This is a genomic window from Streptomyces sp. NPDC006711 (assembly GCF_042869775.1).
In the GTDB taxonomy this organism is placed as follows: Bacteria; Actinomycetota; Actinomycetes; order Streptomycetales; family Streptomycetaceae; genus Streptomyces.
In genome coordinates, this window is record NZ_JBIAGO010000001.1 from 274,247 (window position 1) to 291,246 (window position 17,000).

Genomic DNA, 17,000 nt, shown 5'->3' on the forward strand with positions numbered 1-17,000 from the left:
CTTTCGAGGACGCTTGGTAACACGGTGGACATGCCAGCGGCGGTATCGGTCTCCGATACCGCCGCAACCCTTGTCCGGCCGGGAGTTCCCGCCAGAACGCCGCGCTACGCCGCGCCGCGCTGAAGCGCCTCGCACACCGCCGTCGACTCGCGCACCCCGAGCCCGACCGCGTCGGCGCAGTGGGTGATCCAGGCCGCCATCCCCTGCGGGGTGCCGGACAGATAACCCTCGAAGGCCGCCGCGTAGGCCGCGCGCCCCAGCTCGGCGTGGCCCACCTCGGCCGGGCAGATCGCCTTCGGGTCAAGGCCGCTGCCGATGAGCACGATCCGCTCGGCGGTGCGGGCGACCAGCCCGTTGCATGAGGTGAAGGGCCGCAGCGCGAGCAGTTCACCGTGCACGATGGCGGCGGTGACCAGGGCGGGCGCCTCGCCGCCCGCGATGATCAGCCGGGACAGCCCGTCGAGGCGGCCGGCCACCTCGTCCGCGCCCGGCAGCACGCTCTCGATCAGGGGCTCGTCGACGCTCTCGCCGCCCTGGCGGGGGCGCCCCACCGTCTCGCCCGCGTCCGCCGCCGCCACCAGATGCAGCCGGGCGAGCACCCGCAACGGCGACTGCCGCCAGATGGACAGGAGTTGACCCGCCTCGGCGGTCAGCCGCAGCGCCGCACCCACCGTGCGCGCCTCGGGATCGGCGGCGAAGTCCGTACGCCGCCGCACCTCTTCCAGCGCCCAGTCCGCACCGGACAGGGCGGCGCTGCCGCGCGCTCCGCGCAGCGCCGCCTCCGAGGTGATCTCGTTGCTGCGGCGCCGCATCACACGGTGCCCGTAGACCCGGTCCACAGCCTTGCGCACCCGGTCCACGGCGTCCGGGACGCCCGGCAGCCCGCCGAGGGCGACAAGAGGGTCAGCGGCGTTCGTACTCATAGGTAAGGAGGCTACGCGTCCGCAAGCCACACCCCACCTTCGAGTGGTTTTCTTCACTCGCCTCGCACACTTACCGCCACCATACGATTACCGTTGGTGAACATGAAGATCGCTTTCGTGGGCAAGGGCGGCAGCGGCAAAACGACGCTGTCCTCGCTCTTCATCCGTCATCTCACCGCCAACGAGGCCGCCGTCGTCGCGGTCGACGCCGACATCAACCAGCACCTCGGGGCCGCGCTCGGGCTCGACGAGGCGGAGGCCGCCGCGCTGCCCGCCATGGGCGCCCATCTGCCGCTCATCAAGGAGTACCTGCGGGGCACCAATCCGCGCATCGCCTCCACCGAGTCGATGATCAAGACAACGCCGCCCGGCCACGGCTCCCGCCTGCTGCGGGTGCGCGAGGCGAACCCGGTGTACGAGGCGTGCGCCCGGCGGGTGGCGCTCGACGACGGGGACATCCGCCTGATGGCGACCGGCCCCTTCACCGAGTCCGACCTGGGCGTGGCCTGCTACCACTCGAAGGTCGGCGCGGTGGAGCTGTGCCTGAACCACCTGGTGGACGGCATGGACGAGTACGTCGTCGTCGACATGACGGCGGGCTCCGACTCGTTCGCCTCCGGCATGTTCACGCGCTTCGACATGACCTTCCTGGTGGCCGAGCCGACCCGTAAGGGCGTCTCCGTATACCGCCAGTACAAGGAGTACGCCCGGGACTACGGGGTCGCGCTCAAGGTCGTCGGCAACAAGGTGCAGGGCCAGGACGACGTGGACTTCCTGCGCGCCGAGGTGGGCGACGACCTCTTGGTCACGGTGGGCCACTCCGACTGGGTGCGCGCCATGGAGAAGGGCCGCCCCTCGCGTTTCGAGCTCCTTGAGGCCGACAACCGGCTCGCCCTCCAGACGTTGCAGAACGCGGCGGACGACTCCTACGGGAACCGCGACTGGGACCGCTACACGCGCCAGATGGTGCACTTCCACCTGAAGAACGCGCAGAGCTGGGGCAACGCGAAGACCGGGGCCGACCTGGCGGCGCAGGTGGACCCCGGTTTCGTCCTGAGCGAGCGGCTGATCGCGGAGGTCAGCGAGCCGCAGCCTGCCTGACGGCGGGCTGGGGCGCCGCGGGCCGCAGCGGGGTGACGGGCTTCGCCGGGGCGGCCGGCTGGGCGGCCTCGAGCGCCGCCCAGCCGCCCTTCGGCGCCTCGCCCACCTTCAGCGAGTGGAACTTGGCGAGCACGGCCGGGTCCTGGGCGTCGAGCCAGTCGGCGAGCTGGCGGAAGGAGACACAGTGGACGTCGCGCTTGACGCACACCGTCCTGACCGTCTCCTCGACGGCCTTCATGTAGACGCCGCCGTTCCACGACTCGAAGTGGTTGCCGATGATCAACGGCGCGCGGTTGCCGTCGTAGGAGCGGTCGAAGGCCTGGAGGAGGCCGTCGCGCATCTGGTTGCCCCAGTACTCGTGCTGATCGGCGTCACCGGTCATCGCGTTGGACTGGTTCATGTAGAAGTTGTAGTCCATGGACAGGGTCTGGAAGTCCCGGCCGGGGACCGGCACCAGCTGCATCGACAGGTCCCAGACGCCGTTGGGGTTGCGCTTGGGCCACACCTGGTCGTTGACACCGCTGGTGTCGTAGCGCCAGCCGAGCTCACCCGCCGTCTTGACGAAGTTCTTCTGGCCCTCGAGGCAAGGGGTGCGCCCGCCCACGAGCTCCTTGTCGTAGTCGAAGGGAAGCGGCGCCTCGGCCTTGAGGCCCGAGTTCGTCTTCCAGTTCTTGACGAAGGACTTGGCCTGGGCGATCTCGCTCTTCCACTCGGCCACCGACCAGGTGCCGACGCCGCCGTCGGGCCCGCAGTAGTGGCCGTTGAAGTGGGTGCCGATCTCGTTGCCCTCCTTCCAGGCCGCGCGCACCTGGGTGGCAGTGTCCTTGATCCCCTTGAGGTCGTTGAAGCCGATGTCGGATTGCCCAGGGGCGTGCTTGGGCGCGGTGTAGAGGTTCGCCTTCGCGTCGGGGAGCATGTACACGCCGCTCAGGAAGTACGTCATGGTCGCGTTGGACTCCTTGGCGACCTCGCGGAAGTGCGAGAAGAGCTTCTGGCTGTCCTCACCCGCGCCGTCCCAGGAGAACACCACGAACTGCGGCGGACGCTGACCCGGCTTCAGCTTCTGCGCCTTGAGCAGGTGCGGCTGGGGCCCGGTGTACGCGGTCGAGCCGTCCCCGATGAGATGCGGCGCGGTATTGGGGGCGGCGCCCTGGCGGCCGACGGGCGCGGGCTTGTCCGGGCCGGAGCCGGCGGAGCAGCCCGCGGCTCCCACGGCCAGCGCCGCGGCGATGACGCCGGCAGCGATCCTCTTCGTGGCGTGCGTGGCGGCGATCATCCGCCCACCTCTTCCTTGCGGTCCTGTGCGTTGAATGCCGTCACGGCGCCGCAAAAGTCGCACGCGGGAGGAAGGACAACCGGACGACAAGCCGAACGAAAAGCTGCCTATTCACCCTAGAGAGTGAATCATTGCCCTATTTGCCTTAAATGCGAAGTAAGAGGCTTTACCCTGCATTACCATTCGTTTACCGAGAGTTGAGATCCCGCCGCTGCACTGCCGTGACCCACGGCCGCGACCCCACGTTCCGCGACCGCGCTGCCCCGGAGGAGACGGGAACCATGCCTGCTTGCGCACCCACTCACGCCACGACTCCAGCTCACCCGCCCCGCCTCCGCCGGCCCCGTCGGCCGTCCTCCCCGGGCGAGGGGCCCCGCCGTTTGCGGATCTGCGGCGCCGACCTGTCGGCGTCCATCACCGTCTTCCTGCTCGCCGTCCCGATGTCGCTCGGCCTCGCCGTCGCCATCGACGCGCCCCTGGAGGCCAGCCTCATCGCCGCCGGTGTCGGCGGCATCGTTGCCGGGCTGCTCGGCGGTTCGCCCCTGCTGGTCAGCGGGCCGTCCGCCGGGCTGACCGTGGTGTCCGCCGAGATCATCCAGACCTACGGCTGGCGCACCAGCTGCGTCATCACCGTGGGCGCCGGCCTGCTCCAGGTCGTCCTCGGCTCCCTGAAGGCGGCGCGCTCCGCGCTCGCGGTCAGCCCCGCCATCGTGCACGGCACCCTCGCCGGCATCGGCGCCGCCATCGCGCTGGCCCAGCTCCACATCGTCCTCGGTGGCTCTCCGCAGAGCTCCGCCGTGGCCAACGCCCTCGCCCTGCCCGGCCAGTTGACCCACGTCGGCCCGGCGGCACCACTCATCGGCGCCCTCACGCTCGCCGTACTACTGCTGTGGCCACGCATGCCGGGGCGGGCCGGGAAGGCCCTGCGCCGCGTCCCCGCCGCGCTCGTCTGCGTAGTGGTGGCCACCGGCGTCGCGGCGGTCACGGCGCCCCGCATCGCCCGGGTCCAACTGCCGTCCTGGGACGCGCATGTGCTGCCCGGGATGCCGCACGGCCCGGCGCTCGGGATCGCCGCCGCGGTGCTCACGGTGACGCTGGTCGCGAGCCTGGAGTCGCTGCTGTCCGCCGTCGCCGTCGACCGGCTGGCATCCGAGCGGCCCGGCAGCCCCGTCCCGCGCGTCGACCTCGACCGCGAACTGCGCGGCCAGGGCATCGCCAATGCCGTGTGCGGACTGCTCGGCGGCATGCCCGTGTCCGGCGGCGCGGTGCGCGGCAGCGCCAACGTCCGCGCCGGCGCGACCGGCCGCGCCTCGACCGTGCTGCACGGCGTGTGGGTGCTGCTCGCGGCCGGGCTGCTCGTCTCCGTACTGGAGTGGATCCCGCTGGCCGCGCTCGCCGCCCTCGTCATGATGGTCGGCATCCAGATGGTCAACCTGGCGCACATCCGTAACGTCCACAAGCATCGCGAGTTCCTGGTTTATGTGGCGTCCGTCGGCGGAGTGCTCGTCCTGGGCGTCCTGCAAGGAGTGGTCCTGGGGATCGCGGTGGCGGTCGCGGTCGCGCTGCACCGGCTGTCGCGCACCCGGATCACCGCCCAGCAGGAGGCGGACGGCACCTGTCTGGTGCGCGTCCGTGGGCAGTTGACGTTCCTCGCCGTGCCCCGGCTGACCCGGACGCTCGGCCATGTACCTCAAGGAGCTGACACCATCGTGGAGTTGGACGGATCGTTCATGGATCACGCCGCCTTCGAGGCGTTGCAGGGCTGGCAGGACGCGCATCGCGCGCGGGGCGGGACCGTGCGGGTCACCTCGCGCACCGGGGCAAGGCCCCCCGAGCCCGCCTCCCCCGCGGGCACCTGCTGCCGGCCGTGGACGCCGTGGCGCAACCACCACTGCCAGGACCAGCCGCCCCAGCGCTCCCACGGGCACCACCTGGTGAGCGGGCTCAGTTCGTTCCAGCGCAACACCGCGCCCTTGGTGCGCGACGAGCTGGCCCGGCTCGCTCGCGAGGGGCAGCGCCCCCAGCAGCTCTTCATCACCTGCGCCGACTCCCGCCTGGTCACCAGCATGATCACCTCAAGCGGCCCGGGTGATCTGTTCACCGTGCGCAACATCGGCAACCTGGTGCCGCCGCCGGGCGAGGAGGGGGGCGACGAGTCGGTGGCGGCCGCCATCGAGTACGCGGTGGACATCCTCAAAATCCAGTCGATCACGGTGTGCGGGCACTCCGGCTGCGGCGCGATGACGGCGCTGCTCGCCACCAAGCCCGGCGCGCCGATGACGCCGCTGCGCCGCTGGCTGCGTCATGGCGGCCCGAGCCTCCAGCGGATGGCCAGCCGCAGCCACGCCTGGACCCGGATCGCCGGACGGCTGCCGGCGGACGCCGTGGAACAGCTGTGCCTGACCAATGTCGTCCAGCAGCTGGAGCATCTGCGCCGGCACGAGTCGGTGGCCCGCGCGCTCGCCGAGGGCACCCTCGCCCTGCACGGCATGTACTTCCACGTCGGTGAGGCGCAGGCCTATCTGCTCTGCGCGAACGACCACGAAGAGGTCTTCGAGAGCGTCGGCGTCAACATCCTGGAGGACACGCCCGCCTGATCCACCTCCCCGCACGGTCCGCCAACGGCCTCTCCTCCCAAGGGAGAGGCCGTTCGCGCGCCACGCCGGTGACCAGGAAACCTTTACAGGTCTAAACCAATTTCCTTGCGCCCCTTGTCACCCGACGCCCGGCCTGATGAGCTATGGCCGGGACACATACGCACTGAGGACGCCCTGGGAAAGGGAGATGTCGTGAGCAACGAGCTGGCCAATCTGCTGAAAGAGGAGCGTCGCTTCGCGCCGCCCTCCGAACTGGCCGCGCACGCCAACGTGACGGCGGAGGCGTACAAGCGGGCCGATGCGGACAGGCTGGAGTTCTGGGCCGAGCAGGCCCGGCGCCTGACCTGGGCCACCGAGCCGACCGAGACCCTTGACTGGTCGAATCCGCCCTTCGCCAAGTGGTTCGCCGACGGCAAGCTCAACGTCGCGTACAACTGCGTCGACCGCCATGTCGAGGCCGGCCACGGCGACCGGGTAGCGATCCACTTCGAGGGCGAGCCCGGCGACAGCCGCGCGATCACCTATGCCGAGCTCAAGGACGAGGTGTCAAGGGCCGCCAACGCCCTGACGGAGCTGGGTGTCCAGGCCGGTGACCGCGTCGCGGTGTACCTGCCGATGATTCCGGAGGCGGCCGTCGCGATGCTCGCCTGCGCCCGGATCGGCGCGGCGCACTCGGTGGTCTTCGGCGGCTTCTCGGCCGACGCCGTCGCCTCGCGCATCCAGGACGCCGACGCCAAGCTCGTCATCACTGCCGACGGCGGCTACCGGCGCGGCAAGCCGTCCGCCCTGAAGCCCGCCATCGACGACGCCGTCGCGCGCTGCCCGCAGGTCGAGCACGTCCTGGTGGTGCGCCGCACGGGCCAGGACACCGCGTTCACCGAGGGCCGCGACGTGTGGTGGGACGACATCGTCGCCCGCCAGCCGGCCGAGCACACGCCCGCCGCCTTCGACGCCGAGCACCCGCTGTTCATCCTGTACACGTCGGGTACGACGGGTAAGCCCAAGGGCATCCTGCACACCTCCGGCGGCTACCTCACCCAGGCCGCGTACACCCACCACGCGGTGTTCGACCTGAAGCCGGAGAGCGACGTCTACTGGTGCACCGCCGACATCGGCTGGGTCACCGGGCACTCGTACATCGTCTACGGCCCGCTCGCCAACGGCGCGACCCAGGTCATGTACGAGGGCACCCCCGACACCCCGCACCAGGGGCGGTTCTGGGAGATCGTGCAGAAGTACGGCGTGAGCATCCTCTACACCGCGCCGACCGCGATCCGTACGTTCATGAAGTGGGGCGACGACATCCCCGCCAAGTTCGACCTGAGCAGCCTGCGGGTTCTCGGATCGGTCGGCGAGCCGATCAACCCCGAGGCGTGGATGTGGTACCGCAAGCACATCGGCGCCGACACATGCCCCATCGTGGACACCTGGTGGCAGACCGAGACCGGCGCGATGATGATCTCGCCGCTGCCGGGCGTCACCGCGACCAAGCCGGGTTCGGCGCAGCGCGCGCTGCCCGGCATCAGCGCGACCGTCGTCGACGACGAGGCCCACGAGGTCCCGGACGGCGGGGGCGGCTACCTCGTCCTGACCGAGCCGTGGCCCTCCATGCTGCGCACCATCTGGGGCGACGACCAGCGCTTCATCGACACCTACTGGTCGCGCTTCGAGGGCAAGTACTTCGCGGGTGACGGCGCCAAGAAGGACGACGACGGCGACATCTGGCTGCTCGGCCGCGTGGACGACGTCATGCTCGTCTCCGGTCACAACATCTCCACGACCGAGGTCGAGTCCGCCCTCGTCTCGCACCCATCGGTCGCCGAGGCCGCCGTGGTCGGCGCCGCCGACGAGACGACCGGGCAGGCCATCGTGGCGTTCGTGATCCTGCGCGGCACCGCGTCCGAGACCGAGACCCTGGTCGAGGAGTTGCGGGCGCACGTCGGCTCCGCGCTCGGCCCGATCGCCAAGCCCAAGCGCGTCCTGCCGGTGGCGGAGCTGCCCAAGACCCGCTCGGGCAAGATCATGCGCCGTCTCCTGCGCGATGTCGCCGAGAACCGCGAGCTGGGCGACGTCACGACGCTGACCGACTCCTCGGTCATGGCGCTGATCCAGACGAAGCTGCCGAGCTCCGCCAGCGAGGACTGAGCGGGCGATCCGTCATCCAGGGGCCCGGCCGCGGGTGCGGCCGGGCCCTTTCGCGCGCCACATGCCCGGTATGCACCTAAAGTGATGATCACTGGACGCACCCCGCCGCATGCGCCGCTCCGTAAAGTTAGGTAAAGTAAGAAAAGCGTCAACGACGTGACAAGAAAGTCAGGTGCGCCGGGAAGTCTGGTCGGCAACGTGCTCAGTCATGCCCGCCGCACCGACCGGAGGTCGCCCTCGTGGCCACGCCCACCCCCACCAAGCAGAAGTTCCTCGGCCGGCTCTCGCTGCCCGAACGCAACTTCGTCGCCGAGGCGCTGCGCGCCGAGACGGTCGGCGGTGTGCTGCTGCTCGTGGCCGCGATCGCCGCCCTGGTGTGGGCGAACACGCTGGGCGCGAGCTATGAGGCGGTGCGCGGCTTCCATCTGGGCATCGGCTCGCTCGGGCTCGACCTCTCCATCCAGCACTGGGCGGCCGACGGTCTGCTCGCCGTCTTCTTCTTTGTCGCCGGTATCGAGCTCAAACGTGAACTTGTGGCCGGAGAGCTGCGCGACCCGAAGGCCGCCGCGCTGCCCGTGATCGCGGCGCTGTGCGGCATGGCCGTCCCCGCGCTCGTCTACGCGCTGGTCAACCTTCTCGGCAACGGCTCCCTCGACGGCTGGGCCGTACCGACCGCTACGGACATCGCGTTCGCGCTCGCCGTGCTCGCGGTCATCGGCACCTCACTGCCCTCGGCGCTGCGCGCCTTCCTGCTCACGCTGGCCGTCGTGGACGACCTCTTCGCCATCCTGATCATCGCCGTCTTCTTCACCAGCGGCCTCAACTTCCTCGCGCTCGGCGGCGCCTTCGCCGGGCTGGTCCTGTTCTGGTGGCTGCTCAGGAAGGGCGTACGGGGCTGGTACGTCTACCTTCCGCTCGCGCTCGTCATCTGGGGCCTGATGTACAACAGCGGCGTCCACGCGACCATCGCGGGCGTCGCCATGGGCCTCATGCTCCGCTGCCACCGCACCGAGGGCGAGGAGCACTCCCCGGGCGAACACATCGAGCACCTGGTGCGCCCGCTCTCGGCCGGACTCGCGGTGCCGCTCTTCGCGCTGTTCTCCGCCGGCGTCGCCATCAGCGGCTCCACCCTGGCCGATGTCTTCACCCGGCCCGAAACGCTCGGCGTCGTCCTCGGTCTGATCGTCGGCAAGGCCGTCGGCATCTTCGGCGGCACCTGGTTCGCCGCCCGCTTCACCAAGGCCGAGCTCAACGACGACCTCGCCTGGCCCGACGTTTTCGCCGTCGCCTCGCTCGCAGGCATCGGCTTCACGGTGTCGCTGCTCATCGGCGAGCTCGCCTTCGACGGCCAGGGCCGGCTGACCGACGAGGTCAAGGCCGCCGTCCTGGTGGGCTCCCTGACCGCCGCCGTGCTGTCCTCCGTCCTGCTCAAGATGCGCGTACGCAAGTACAAGCAGCTCGTCGAGGACGAGGAGCGCGACGAGGACCATGACGGCATCCCCGACGTGTACGAACTGGGCAAGCCGGAATACCACCTGCGGATGGCCGAGATCTACGACACCAAGGCGGCCGAGCACCGCAGACTGGCTCAACTGGCGGGGGCGGAGCGCGACGACGCCGACCGTCCGGCATGATCTGACCACGGACGTGTTAGACGTGTGCGACGTGTTGGACCCCCTGGGCCCGCCGGACCTGCCGGACCTGTTGGCCCAGCCGGACCTGCTGGACCCGCGGGGCCTGTTCGACCCGTCGGCAACCGAGAAGAGATGAGGGAGTCAGCGATGAGCGACCCCAGCCACAACGCCGGCAGCGCCGAGCGCAGCCTCGGCCAGCTGGTCGCCTCCGCGACCGCCGAGATGTCCGCGCTTGTCCACGACGAGATCGCGCTGGCCAAGGCCGAACTGCGGCAGGACGTCAAGCGCGGGGCGATCGGTGGCCTCGCCATCAGTACCGCCGGCGTGCTCGCGGTCTTCGCGCTGCCCGTGCTGAGCTTCGCGGCGGCGTACGGCATCCACAACCTGGGGCTCGGGCTCGCCTGGTCGTTCCTCATCGTCGGCGGCGCGTTCCTGGTGCTCGCCGGCCTGCTCGCGGTGCTCGCCGTGACCAAGTTCAAGAAGGTCAAGCCGCCGGAGAAGTCCATCGCGTCGGCCAAGGCGACGGCGGCGGCCCTGCAAGGCGTCAAGCCCCACCCGCGTCCGGCCACGGTCGAGGTGACGGTCACGGACACCGGCGCCACTGTGGCACGCTCGTCTGCATGACCGCACCCGATCCCGGTACCGGAAGCCCCGGAGGCACCGGCAGCCCCGTCCGCATCGATGGTCCCTGGGTCCACAGGGACGTGGCGGCCAACGGGGCGCGCTTCCACATCGCCGAACTCGGCGACGGTCCCCTGGTGTTGCTGCTCCACGGCTTCCCGCAGTTCTGGTGGACCTGGCGCCACCAGCTGACCGCGCTGGCCGACGCCGGCTACCGCGCGGTCGCGATGGACCTGCGCGGCGTGGGCGGCAGCGACCGCACCCCGCGCGGCTACGACCCGGCCAACCTCGCGCTGGACATCACAGGCGTCGTACGCTCCCTGGGCGAGCCCGACGCGGCGCTGGTCGGGCACGACCTGGGCGGCTATCTGGCGTGGACGGCGGCCGTGATGCGCCCCAAGGTGGTGCGCCGCCTCGTGGTGTCGTCGATGCCGCATCCGCGCCGCTGGCGCTCGGCGATGCTCGCGGACTACAAGCAGACCGCGGCCGGCTCCTACGTCTGGGGCTTCCAGCGCCCCTGGCTGCCGGAGCGTCAGCTGGTCGCGGACGAGAGCGCGTTGGTCGGCCGGCTCGTACGGGACTGGTCGGGCCCGCGCCGGCCCGAGGACGAGGCCGTGGAGACCTATCGGCGCGCCATGTGCATTCCCTCCACCGCGCACTGCTCGATCGAGCCCTACCGGTGGATGGTGCGCTCGATGGCGCGGCCCGACGGCATCCAGTTCAACCGGCGGATGAAGCGGCCGGTCCGGGTGCCCACCCTCCATCTGCACGGCTCGCTCGACCCGGTGATGCGCACCCGCAGCGCCGCGGGCTCCGGTGAGTACGTCGAAGCGCCCTACCGCTGGCGGCTGTTCGACGGTCTCGGCCACTTCCCGCACGAGGAGGACCCGGTGGCCTTCTCCACCGAACTCGTGAACTGGCTGAAGGATCCCGAACCGGACCGTTGAGTTCCACCCGGCCGGGCGAACGCTTGTCCTACGAACAGCCAAATGCCCGGCGCATAGGCCAATTGGCCCCCTCCGAGGCGGTTACCGACCATGGGCCCCGGGCACACGTCGGGGTATGGGCTGGACGCACGACTACGGTGACGCAGCACGCAACCGCCGAACGGCCGCAGGGCCGGTCACATACGAGAGGGGCGGCCCGCAGGGGCAAGGGCCGCAACACCCCTCCCCCGACCCGCGGGACGTGGGCATTCCGCGCATCCTGCGCCGCCGGGCCCGCTGGGTCTCGGCCCGGCTGCGGCATGCGCGGACCTAGGGGGTGTCTGGTGGATCAGGGTCGGTCAGGGCGCGGCGTCTGGTGCGGTGCATCGCAAGGCGCCGGAGCGTCTCGATAGCGGAGCTATCGGGGCGATTCGGCAACGCCGCGAGGTGCCGTGCCAGACGCCGCGCCCCCGGCCATGGTCCACCAGACACCCCCTAGTCGGCCCTGAGGTAGCCGAGTCCGGGATGGGCGCCGCGGTAGCCGTCCAGGAGCCGTCGGGCGACCTGGACGGAGTCGACCAGCGGATGCAGGGCGAACGCCTTGACGGCCGCCCGCGCCGACCCGCTCGCGGCCGCCTCCAGGACACAGCGCTCGACCGCCTTCACCGAGCTGACCAGGCCGGCCTCATGGCCCGTCAGCTGCGAGACGGGCAGCGGGTGCGGGCCTCCCGCGTCGACGAAGCACGGGACCTCGATGACGGCCCGCTCGTCCAGCACGCGCAGCGCGTCGCCGTTGCGCACGTTCAGGACGAGCGTGGCCGCCTCGTCGCGCGCGATGGCCCGCATCAGGGCGAGCGCCACCTGCTCGTACCCGCCCGACTCCATGTCGTCGGCGTGGCGTTCGCCCGCCCCTGAGACGTCACGGTTCGCCGCCATGTACGTGGCCTCGCGCTCGGCCCGTGTGCCGTCCCAGGCCGCCCACACCGAGGCGTCCGGCACCGTCTCCGCGCTGGCGTAGAAACGTGCCTGCTGATCCCTGAGGAAGGCGCCCCGGGTCCGCTCGGCGCCTCGGTAGGCGGCCACCGACTCGCGGTTGAAGTAGTAGTAGTGCAGATACTCATTGGGCACGGAGCCCAGCGAACGGAGCCAGTCGGCGCCGAACAGCTTGCCCTCCTCGAAGGAGGTCAGCAGCTCGTCGCCCTGCTCGAACAGGCGGGGCAGGATGTTGCGCTCGCCCTCGTACAGGCCGTGCAGCCACCCCAGGTGGTTGAGGCCCACGTAGTCGAGGCGCACGTCCTGCGGGTCGGCGCCGAGCGTCCGGGCCACCCGGCGGGCCAGGCCCACGGGCGAGTCGCAGATGCCGATCACCCGGTTACCCAGGTGCTCGGCCATGGCTTCGGTGACGAGCCCCGCCGGGTTGGTGAAGTTGATGACCCAGGCCTCGGGGGCGAGCACCTTGACCCGGCGGGCGATCTCGACGGCGACCGGCACGGTGCGCAGGCCGTACGCGATGCCGCCCGCGCCGACCGTCTCCTGGCCCAGGACCCCCTCCGCGAGCGCGATCCGCTCGTCGGCGGCCCGGCCTTCCAGGCCGCCGACCCGGATCGCGGAGAACACGAAGTCCGCGCCGCGCAGCGCCTCGTCCAGGTCGGTGGTGGTACGCACCCGGGGGGCGTCCTCGATTCCGTACGCCCGGTCGGCGAGCACGCGGCCGATGGCGTGCAGCCGCGCCGCGTCCAGGTCGTGCAGGACCACCTCGGTGACACGCCCGGGTGCGTGGTCGCGCAGCAGAGCGCCGTACACGAGCGGGACCCGGAAGCCGCCACCGCCGAGGATCGTCAGTCGCATCGCAGCCTTCTCGTCAGGAGGTCACAGGTGCCGGGCCGGGGGCCGGCCCTTCGGAAGCCGGTCACGGGGGTCGGCGTCGGCGTCGGGCCGGATCATAGGGCGCACTGCTGGCTGTCCACCTGCTGATCGGCCGCCCGGCCCTGCTGGATGTCGGACTGGATCTCGTCGGCGGTCAGCGCGTACCCGGTCTCCGCGTCGTCGCGCGACTTGGCGAAGACGACGCCGTACACCTTGCCCTCGGGGGTCAGGAGCGGCCCGCCCGAGTTGCCGGGACGCACCGTGGTGAACAGTGAGTACACATCGCGGCGGACCGTGTCACGGCGGTAGATGTCCGGGCCCTTGGCGCTGATCCGGCCGCGGATGCGAGCGGAACGCACGTCATAGGGATGGTCCTCGGGGAAGCCGGCCACGATCGCACTGTTGCCGGTGCGGGCGTCGGTGGGGGTGAACTGGAGCGCGGGCGCCTTGAGATCCGGCACGTCCAGGACCGCGATATCACGCCGCCAGTCGTAGAGCACGACCTTCGCGTCGTACGTACGCCCCTGACCGCCTATCTGGATGGTCGGCTCCTCCACCCCGCCCACCACGTGCGCGTTGGTCATGACCCGGCGGTCCGCGAAGACGAAGCCGGTCCCTTCCAGACGCTTGCCGCAACTCGGCGCCATGCCGACGACCTTGACGATCGACTTCTTGGCGGCGGCCGCGACCGGACTGCCCGCGAGCTTGGGGTCGGGAGCCTGGACCTCGGTGATCGACTCGTTCGAGAACGGCGTGAAGACCTGCGGGAAGCCGTTCTGCGCGAGGGTCGAGGAGAAGTCGCCGAACCAGGTCGGCGCCTGGGAGGGCAGCACCTTCGAGACGCCGAGCAGGATCTTGGAGTTGCGGACCTCCTTGCCCAGGGTCGGCAGGGCGGTGCCGGCCAGTGCCGAGCCGATCAGCCACGCCACGAGCAGCATCGCCACCACGTTGACGAGGGCGCCGCCGGTGGCGTCGAGGGCGCGCGCCGGCGACCACGTGATGTACCGGCGCAGCTTGTTGCCGAGATGGGTGGTGAGGGCCTGGCCCACGGAGGCGCAGACGATCACGACGATGACGGCGATGACGGCAGCCGTCGTCGAGACCTGGGGTTCGTCGGTCACCTGATCCCAGATGATGGGAAGCAGGTACACGGCGACGAGACCACCGCCGAGGAACCCGATCACCGACAGGATGCCGACGACGAAGCCCTGGCGGTAGCCGACGATCGCGAACCATACGGCGGCGACCAGCAACAGGATGTCCAGCACGTTCACGGGCCCCAGCCTGTCACGCGTGCCAGTCGAGCGGCACCCGCTTGGCTCGGTCCCATGGGCGCTCCCAGCCGGCGTAGTGCACGATCCGGTCGATCACGCCCGCCGTGAAGCCCCACACCAGCGCCGATTCGACCAGGAATGCCGGGCCTGCGTGGCCCCGGGGGTGGACGGCGGTCGCTCGGTTGGCCGGGTCCGTGAGATCCGCCACGGGCACCGTGAAGACACGCGCCGTCTCGCCGCTGTCGACCGCCCGCACCGGCGTCGGCTCGCGCCACCAGCCGAGGACCGGTGTCACGACGAACCCGCTCACGGGGATGTAGAGCCGGGGCAGCACGCCGAAGATCTGGACGCCGGCCGGATCGAGCCCGGTCTCCTCCTCCGCCTCGCGCAGGGCGGCCCGCAGCGGGCCGGTGGTGGCCGGATCGCCGTCCTCGGGGTCGAGGGCGCCACCGGGGAAGGACGGCTGGCCCCCGTGCGAACGCAGCTGGCTCGCCCGCTCCATGAGCAGCAGCTCGGGCCCGCGCGGGCCGTCACCGAAGAGCACGAGCACGGCGGACTGCCGCCCGTCGCCGCTCTCCGGCGGCAGGAACCGGCTCATCTGCTGGGGCTCGACGTCGCGGGCCGCCCGCGCGACCGGCTCCAGCCAGCTGGGCAGGCCGTCCGTCGTCACGGCGAGGCCGTGCCCGACGCCGACCGCTTGGCGATGGTCGGCACGGTGGTGCTCGGCACGGCGGTGCACCGTGTCCACGCGGCTCGCCGGGTCGGCGTCTCGGTCGGTGTCCACGCCACCCGCGCGGCCGCCGCTGGGATCGCGCACGGCGTCGACGCGGCTCGCCCGGCCGCCGACGCGGTCGGTGTCCACGCTGCCTGCCCGGCCGCCGGTGCGGCCCCGCCCGCCGATGTCGCTCAGATCATCGTCGTACGTCTCGCTCGTGTGCGTCATCTGCACCCCCGTCGTTCATCGTCCACAACGCCTGGCCCCGTCGTATTCGTTCCAGCCGGCCCCAGCGTCCGTCTTCCGGGTGACGTCAGGCGCCCCCCAGCGGCGGCGCGGGAAGGCCCGGATAGTCCGGCGGCGGGCTCAGCCGCTGGCCGGGGAAGCCGCCCTTCTCGTACTTGAGGAGCTTGCGCGCCTTCTCGGGATCGGTCTCGCCCTCGCCGTACGAGGGGCACAGCGGCGCGATCGGGCAGGCACCGCAGGCGGGCTTGCGGGAGTGGCAGATGCGGCGGCCGTGGAAGACGACGCGGTGCGAGAGCATCGTCCACTCGCTCTTGGGGAAGATCGCGCAGATCTCCGCCTCGACCTTCACCGGGTCTTCCTGCTCGGTCCATTTGAAACGCCGCACCAGCCTGCCGAAGTGGGTGTCCACGGTGATTCCCGGGACACCAAAAGCATTGCCCAGTACGACATTTGCCGTCTTCCGCCCCACACCGGGCAATTTCACCAGATCCTCCAGCCGACCCGGGACCTCGCCGCCGAACTCGTCCCTGAGGGCGACGGCGATCCCCATGATCGACTTGGCCTTGGCCCGGAAGAACCCGGTCGGCCGGATGATCGCCTCGACCTCCTCGGGGTTGGCCGCCGCGAGGTCTTCCGGAGTCGGATACGCGGCGAAGAGACCGGGCGTCGTCTGGTTGACCCGCAGGTCCGTGGTCTGCGCCGACAGGACGGTCGCCAGCAGCAGCTCGTAGGGGTTGCGGAAGTCGAGCTCGGGATGGGCGTACGGATAGACCTCGGCGAGCTCCCGGTTTATCCGCCGCGCCCGGCGCACCATCGCGGCCCGGGACTCGGGCTTGCCCCCAGCCCCACGCCCCACCTTGGGCGCGGCGGCCGACTTGGCGGGGGCGGCCTCGCGAGGCTTGGCGGCGCGCTTGGGGGCGGCGGCGTCGGACTTCGCGGCCCGCTTGGCCCGGACGGCGCTCTCGGAGGCCGCCTGCTCCTTCGCGGGGGCCGGCTGTTCCTTCCCGGCGGCCGACTTCTTGGGCGCGGCGGACTTCTTGGCGGCAGCAGCCCCCTTGGCGGCGGCTCGCTTCTTGGGAGCGGCCGCCGCTGGAGCCGACGCGGAAACGGCCTCGGAGCCGCCCTGCGGCGCGTTCTCGGCCGTGGCGGCGCCTTCGGCCTCGGGTGCGCGCCGGGTCTTGGCCGCGCGCGTGGCCTTGGGTGCGCTCTGGGACTCGGGCACAGTGTTGTCCTTGCTTTCTTGACCGACGCTTCTTCGATCGACGCTTCCCGGACGGACGCTTCCCGGACCGACCGAGGGTCCTTCGTCAGCACCGGGCTTCACGGAGGCGGGCTTTGTACAGAGGCGGGCCTCACGGATGGCGGGCTTGGCTTCATGACGCCGGGCTCACGGAGGCGGGCTCACCGGGGCGGGCTTCACGGGCCGGACACCGCCACCCCCGACCGCGCCGCTCCGGACGCCGCCGCCGAGCGCGCGCCGCCCCGCTCCGGGCCCGCACCACCCCGCGCCGATGAGAGCGCTCGTACGCCCCGCACGGCCTTCTTCGCGGTGCCTTTCGGCTCGGACGCGGGCTGTTCGCCCACGGCTGAATCGCTCTGCGCGGACACTCCTTCAGCCCCCCTGGCCTGCGCTCTCACCGGCGAATTGGACACCCGGCCAGCCTAAGGCCCGGCAC

General features: G+C 71.1%; 13 protein-coding genes. 7 read left to right on the top strand and 6 right to left on the bottom strand.

Annotated elements, in window-relative coordinates:
* Positions 1 to 104 precede the first annotated feature (104 nt).
* Positions 105 to 923 (bottom strand): oxidoreductase, encoded by an 819-nt coding sequence (locus ACFYM2_RS01225; RefSeq protein WP_388832344.1) that lies wholly within the window; start codon positions 921 to 923, stop codon positions 105 to 107.
* Positions 924 to 1,025: 102 nt separating this feature from the next.
* On the opposite strand from ACFYM2_RS01225, the gene ACFYM2_RS01230 reads away from it, so the two are divergent.
* Positions 1,026 to 2,024 (top strand): ATP-binding protein, encoded by a 999-nt coding sequence (locus ACFYM2_RS01230; protein WP_350231137.1) that lies wholly within the window; start codon positions 1,026 to 1,028, stop codon positions 2,022 to 2,024.
* On the opposite strand, the gene ACFYM2_RS01235 is transcribed toward ACFYM2_RS01230, so the two are convergent.
* Positions 2,002 to 3,300 (bottom strand): hypothetical protein, encoded by a 1,299-nt coding sequence (locus tag ACFYM2_RS01235; protein ID WP_388832347.1) that lies wholly within the window; start codon positions 3,298 to 3,300, stop codon positions 2,002 to 2,004. The two genes, ACFYM2_RS01230 and ACFYM2_RS01235, sit on opposite strands and share 23 nt — an antisense overlap.
* Positions 3,301 to 3,581: 281 nt before the next feature.
* On the opposite strand from ACFYM2_RS01235, the gene ACFYM2_RS01240 reads away from it, so the two are divergent.
* From ACFYM2_RS01240 to ACFYM2_RS01265, 6 genes are all read left to right on the top strand, one after another.
* Entirely contained in the window at positions 3,582 to 5,897 is a 2,316-nt protein-coding gene (locus ACFYM2_RS01240; protein ID WP_388832350.1) for a bifunctional SulP family inorganic anion transporter/carbonic anhydrase, read from the top strand.
* 192 nt (positions 5,898 to 6,089) lie between these two features.
* Entirely contained in the window at positions 6,090 to 8,042 is a 1,953-nt protein-coding gene (gene acs, locus ACFYM2_RS01245; RefSeq protein WP_388832353.1) for an acetate--CoA ligase, read from the top strand.
* Between the two features lie 239 nt (positions 8,043 to 8,281).
* Entirely contained in the window at positions 8,282 to 9,676 is a 1,395-nt protein-coding gene (nhaA, locus tag ACFYM2_RS01250) for a Na+/H+ antiporter NhaA (RefSeq protein ID WP_388832356.1), read from the top strand.
* 147 nt (positions 9,677 to 9,823) lie between these two features.
* Positions 9,824 to 10,300, top strand: a complete 477-nt coding sequence (locus ACFYM2_RS01255) for a phage holin family protein (RefSeq protein ID WP_350231142.1) — start codon at positions 9,824 to 9,826, stop codon at positions 10,298 to 10,300.
* A complete protein-coding gene (locus ACFYM2_RS01260; RefSeq protein WP_388832359.1) occupies positions 10,297 to 11,244 on the top strand; it encodes an alpha/beta fold hydrolase in 948 nt (315 codons plus the stop codon). The genes ACFYM2_RS01255 and ACFYM2_RS01260 overlap by 4 nt, the downstream gene beginning before the upstream one ends.
* Positions 11,245 to 11,359: 115 nt before the next feature.
* Positions 11,360 to 11,557, top strand: coding sequence for a hypothetical protein (locus tag ACFYM2_RS01265; protein ID WP_350231144.1), 198 nt, complete (start codon positions 11,360 to 11,362; stop codon positions 11,555 to 11,557).
* A gap of 161 nt (positions 11,558 to 11,718) precedes the next feature.
* Here ACFYM2_RS01265 and ACFYM2_RS01270 read toward each other — a convergent pair whose 3' ends face one another.
* The 4 genes from ACFYM2_RS01270 to nth form a co-directional block, all read right to left on the bottom strand.
* Positions 11,719 to 13,071 carry a 6-phospho-beta-glucosidase gene (locus tag ACFYM2_RS01270; protein WP_359006801.1) on the bottom strand — a complete coding sequence of 451 codons (1,353 nt, stop codon included), beginning with the start codon at positions 13,069 to 13,071 and terminating at the stop codon, positions 11,719 to 11,721.
* Between the two features lie 92 nt (positions 13,072 to 13,163).
* Entirely contained in the window at positions 13,164 to 14,363 is a 1,200-nt protein-coding gene (locus ACFYM2_RS01275) for a MarP family serine protease (protein WP_359006804.1), read from the bottom strand.
* 13 nt (positions 14,364 to 14,376) lie between these two features.
* A complete protein-coding gene (locus ACFYM2_RS01280; protein ID WP_388458473.1) occupies positions 14,377 to 15,306 on the bottom strand; it encodes an NUDIX hydrolase in 930 nt (309 codons plus the stop codon).
* 85 nt (positions 15,307 to 15,391) lie between these two features.
* Complete coding sequence (nth, locus tag ACFYM2_RS01285) at positions 15,392 to 16,546, bottom strand: endonuclease III (protein ID WP_388832362.1); 1,155 nt, start codon at positions 16,544 to 16,546, stop codon at positions 15,392 to 15,394.
* Between the last annotated feature and the right edge of the window lie 454 nt (positions 16,547 to 17,000).

Excerpts from the sequence above, each read along its gene's own strand:
- ACFYM2_RS01240 (WP_388832350.1), top strand. The coding sequence starts at position 3,582 with ATGCCTGCTTGCGCACCCACTCACGCCACGACTCCAGCTCACCCGCCC.
- ACFYM2_RS01230 (WP_350231137.1), top strand. The coding sequence starts at position 1,026 with ATGAAGATCGCTTTCGTGGGCAAGGGCGGCAGCGGCAAAACGACGCTG.
- ACFYM2_RS01255 (WP_350231142.1), top strand. The coding sequence starts at position 9,824 with ATGAGCGACCCCAGCCACAACGCCGGCAGCGCCGAGCGCAGCCTCGGC.
- ACFYM2_RS01260 (WP_388832359.1), top strand. The coding sequence starts at position 10,297 with ATGACCGCACCCGATCCCGGTACCGGAAGCCCCGGAGGCACCGGCAGC.
- ACFYM2_RS01265 (WP_350231144.1), top strand. The coding sequence starts at position 11,360 with ATGGGCTGGACGCACGACTACGGTGACGCAGCACGCAACCGCCGAACG.
- ACFYM2_RS01225 (WP_388832344.1), bottom strand. The coding sequence starts at position 923 with ATGAGTACGAACGCCGCTGACCCTCTTGTCGCCCTCGGCGGGCTGCCG.
- ACFYM2_RS01235 (WP_388832347.1), bottom strand. The coding sequence starts at position 3,300 with ATGATCGCCGCCACGCACGCCACGAAGAGGATCGCTGCCGGCGTCATC.
- ACFYM2_RS01280 (WP_388458473.1), bottom strand. The coding sequence starts at position 15,306 with ATGACGCACACGAGCGAGACGTACGACGATGATCTGAGCGACATCGGC.
- ACFYM2_RS01270 (WP_359006801.1), bottom strand. The coding sequence starts at position 13,071 with ATGCGACTGACGATCCTCGGCGGTGGCGGCTTCCGGGTCCCGCTCGTG.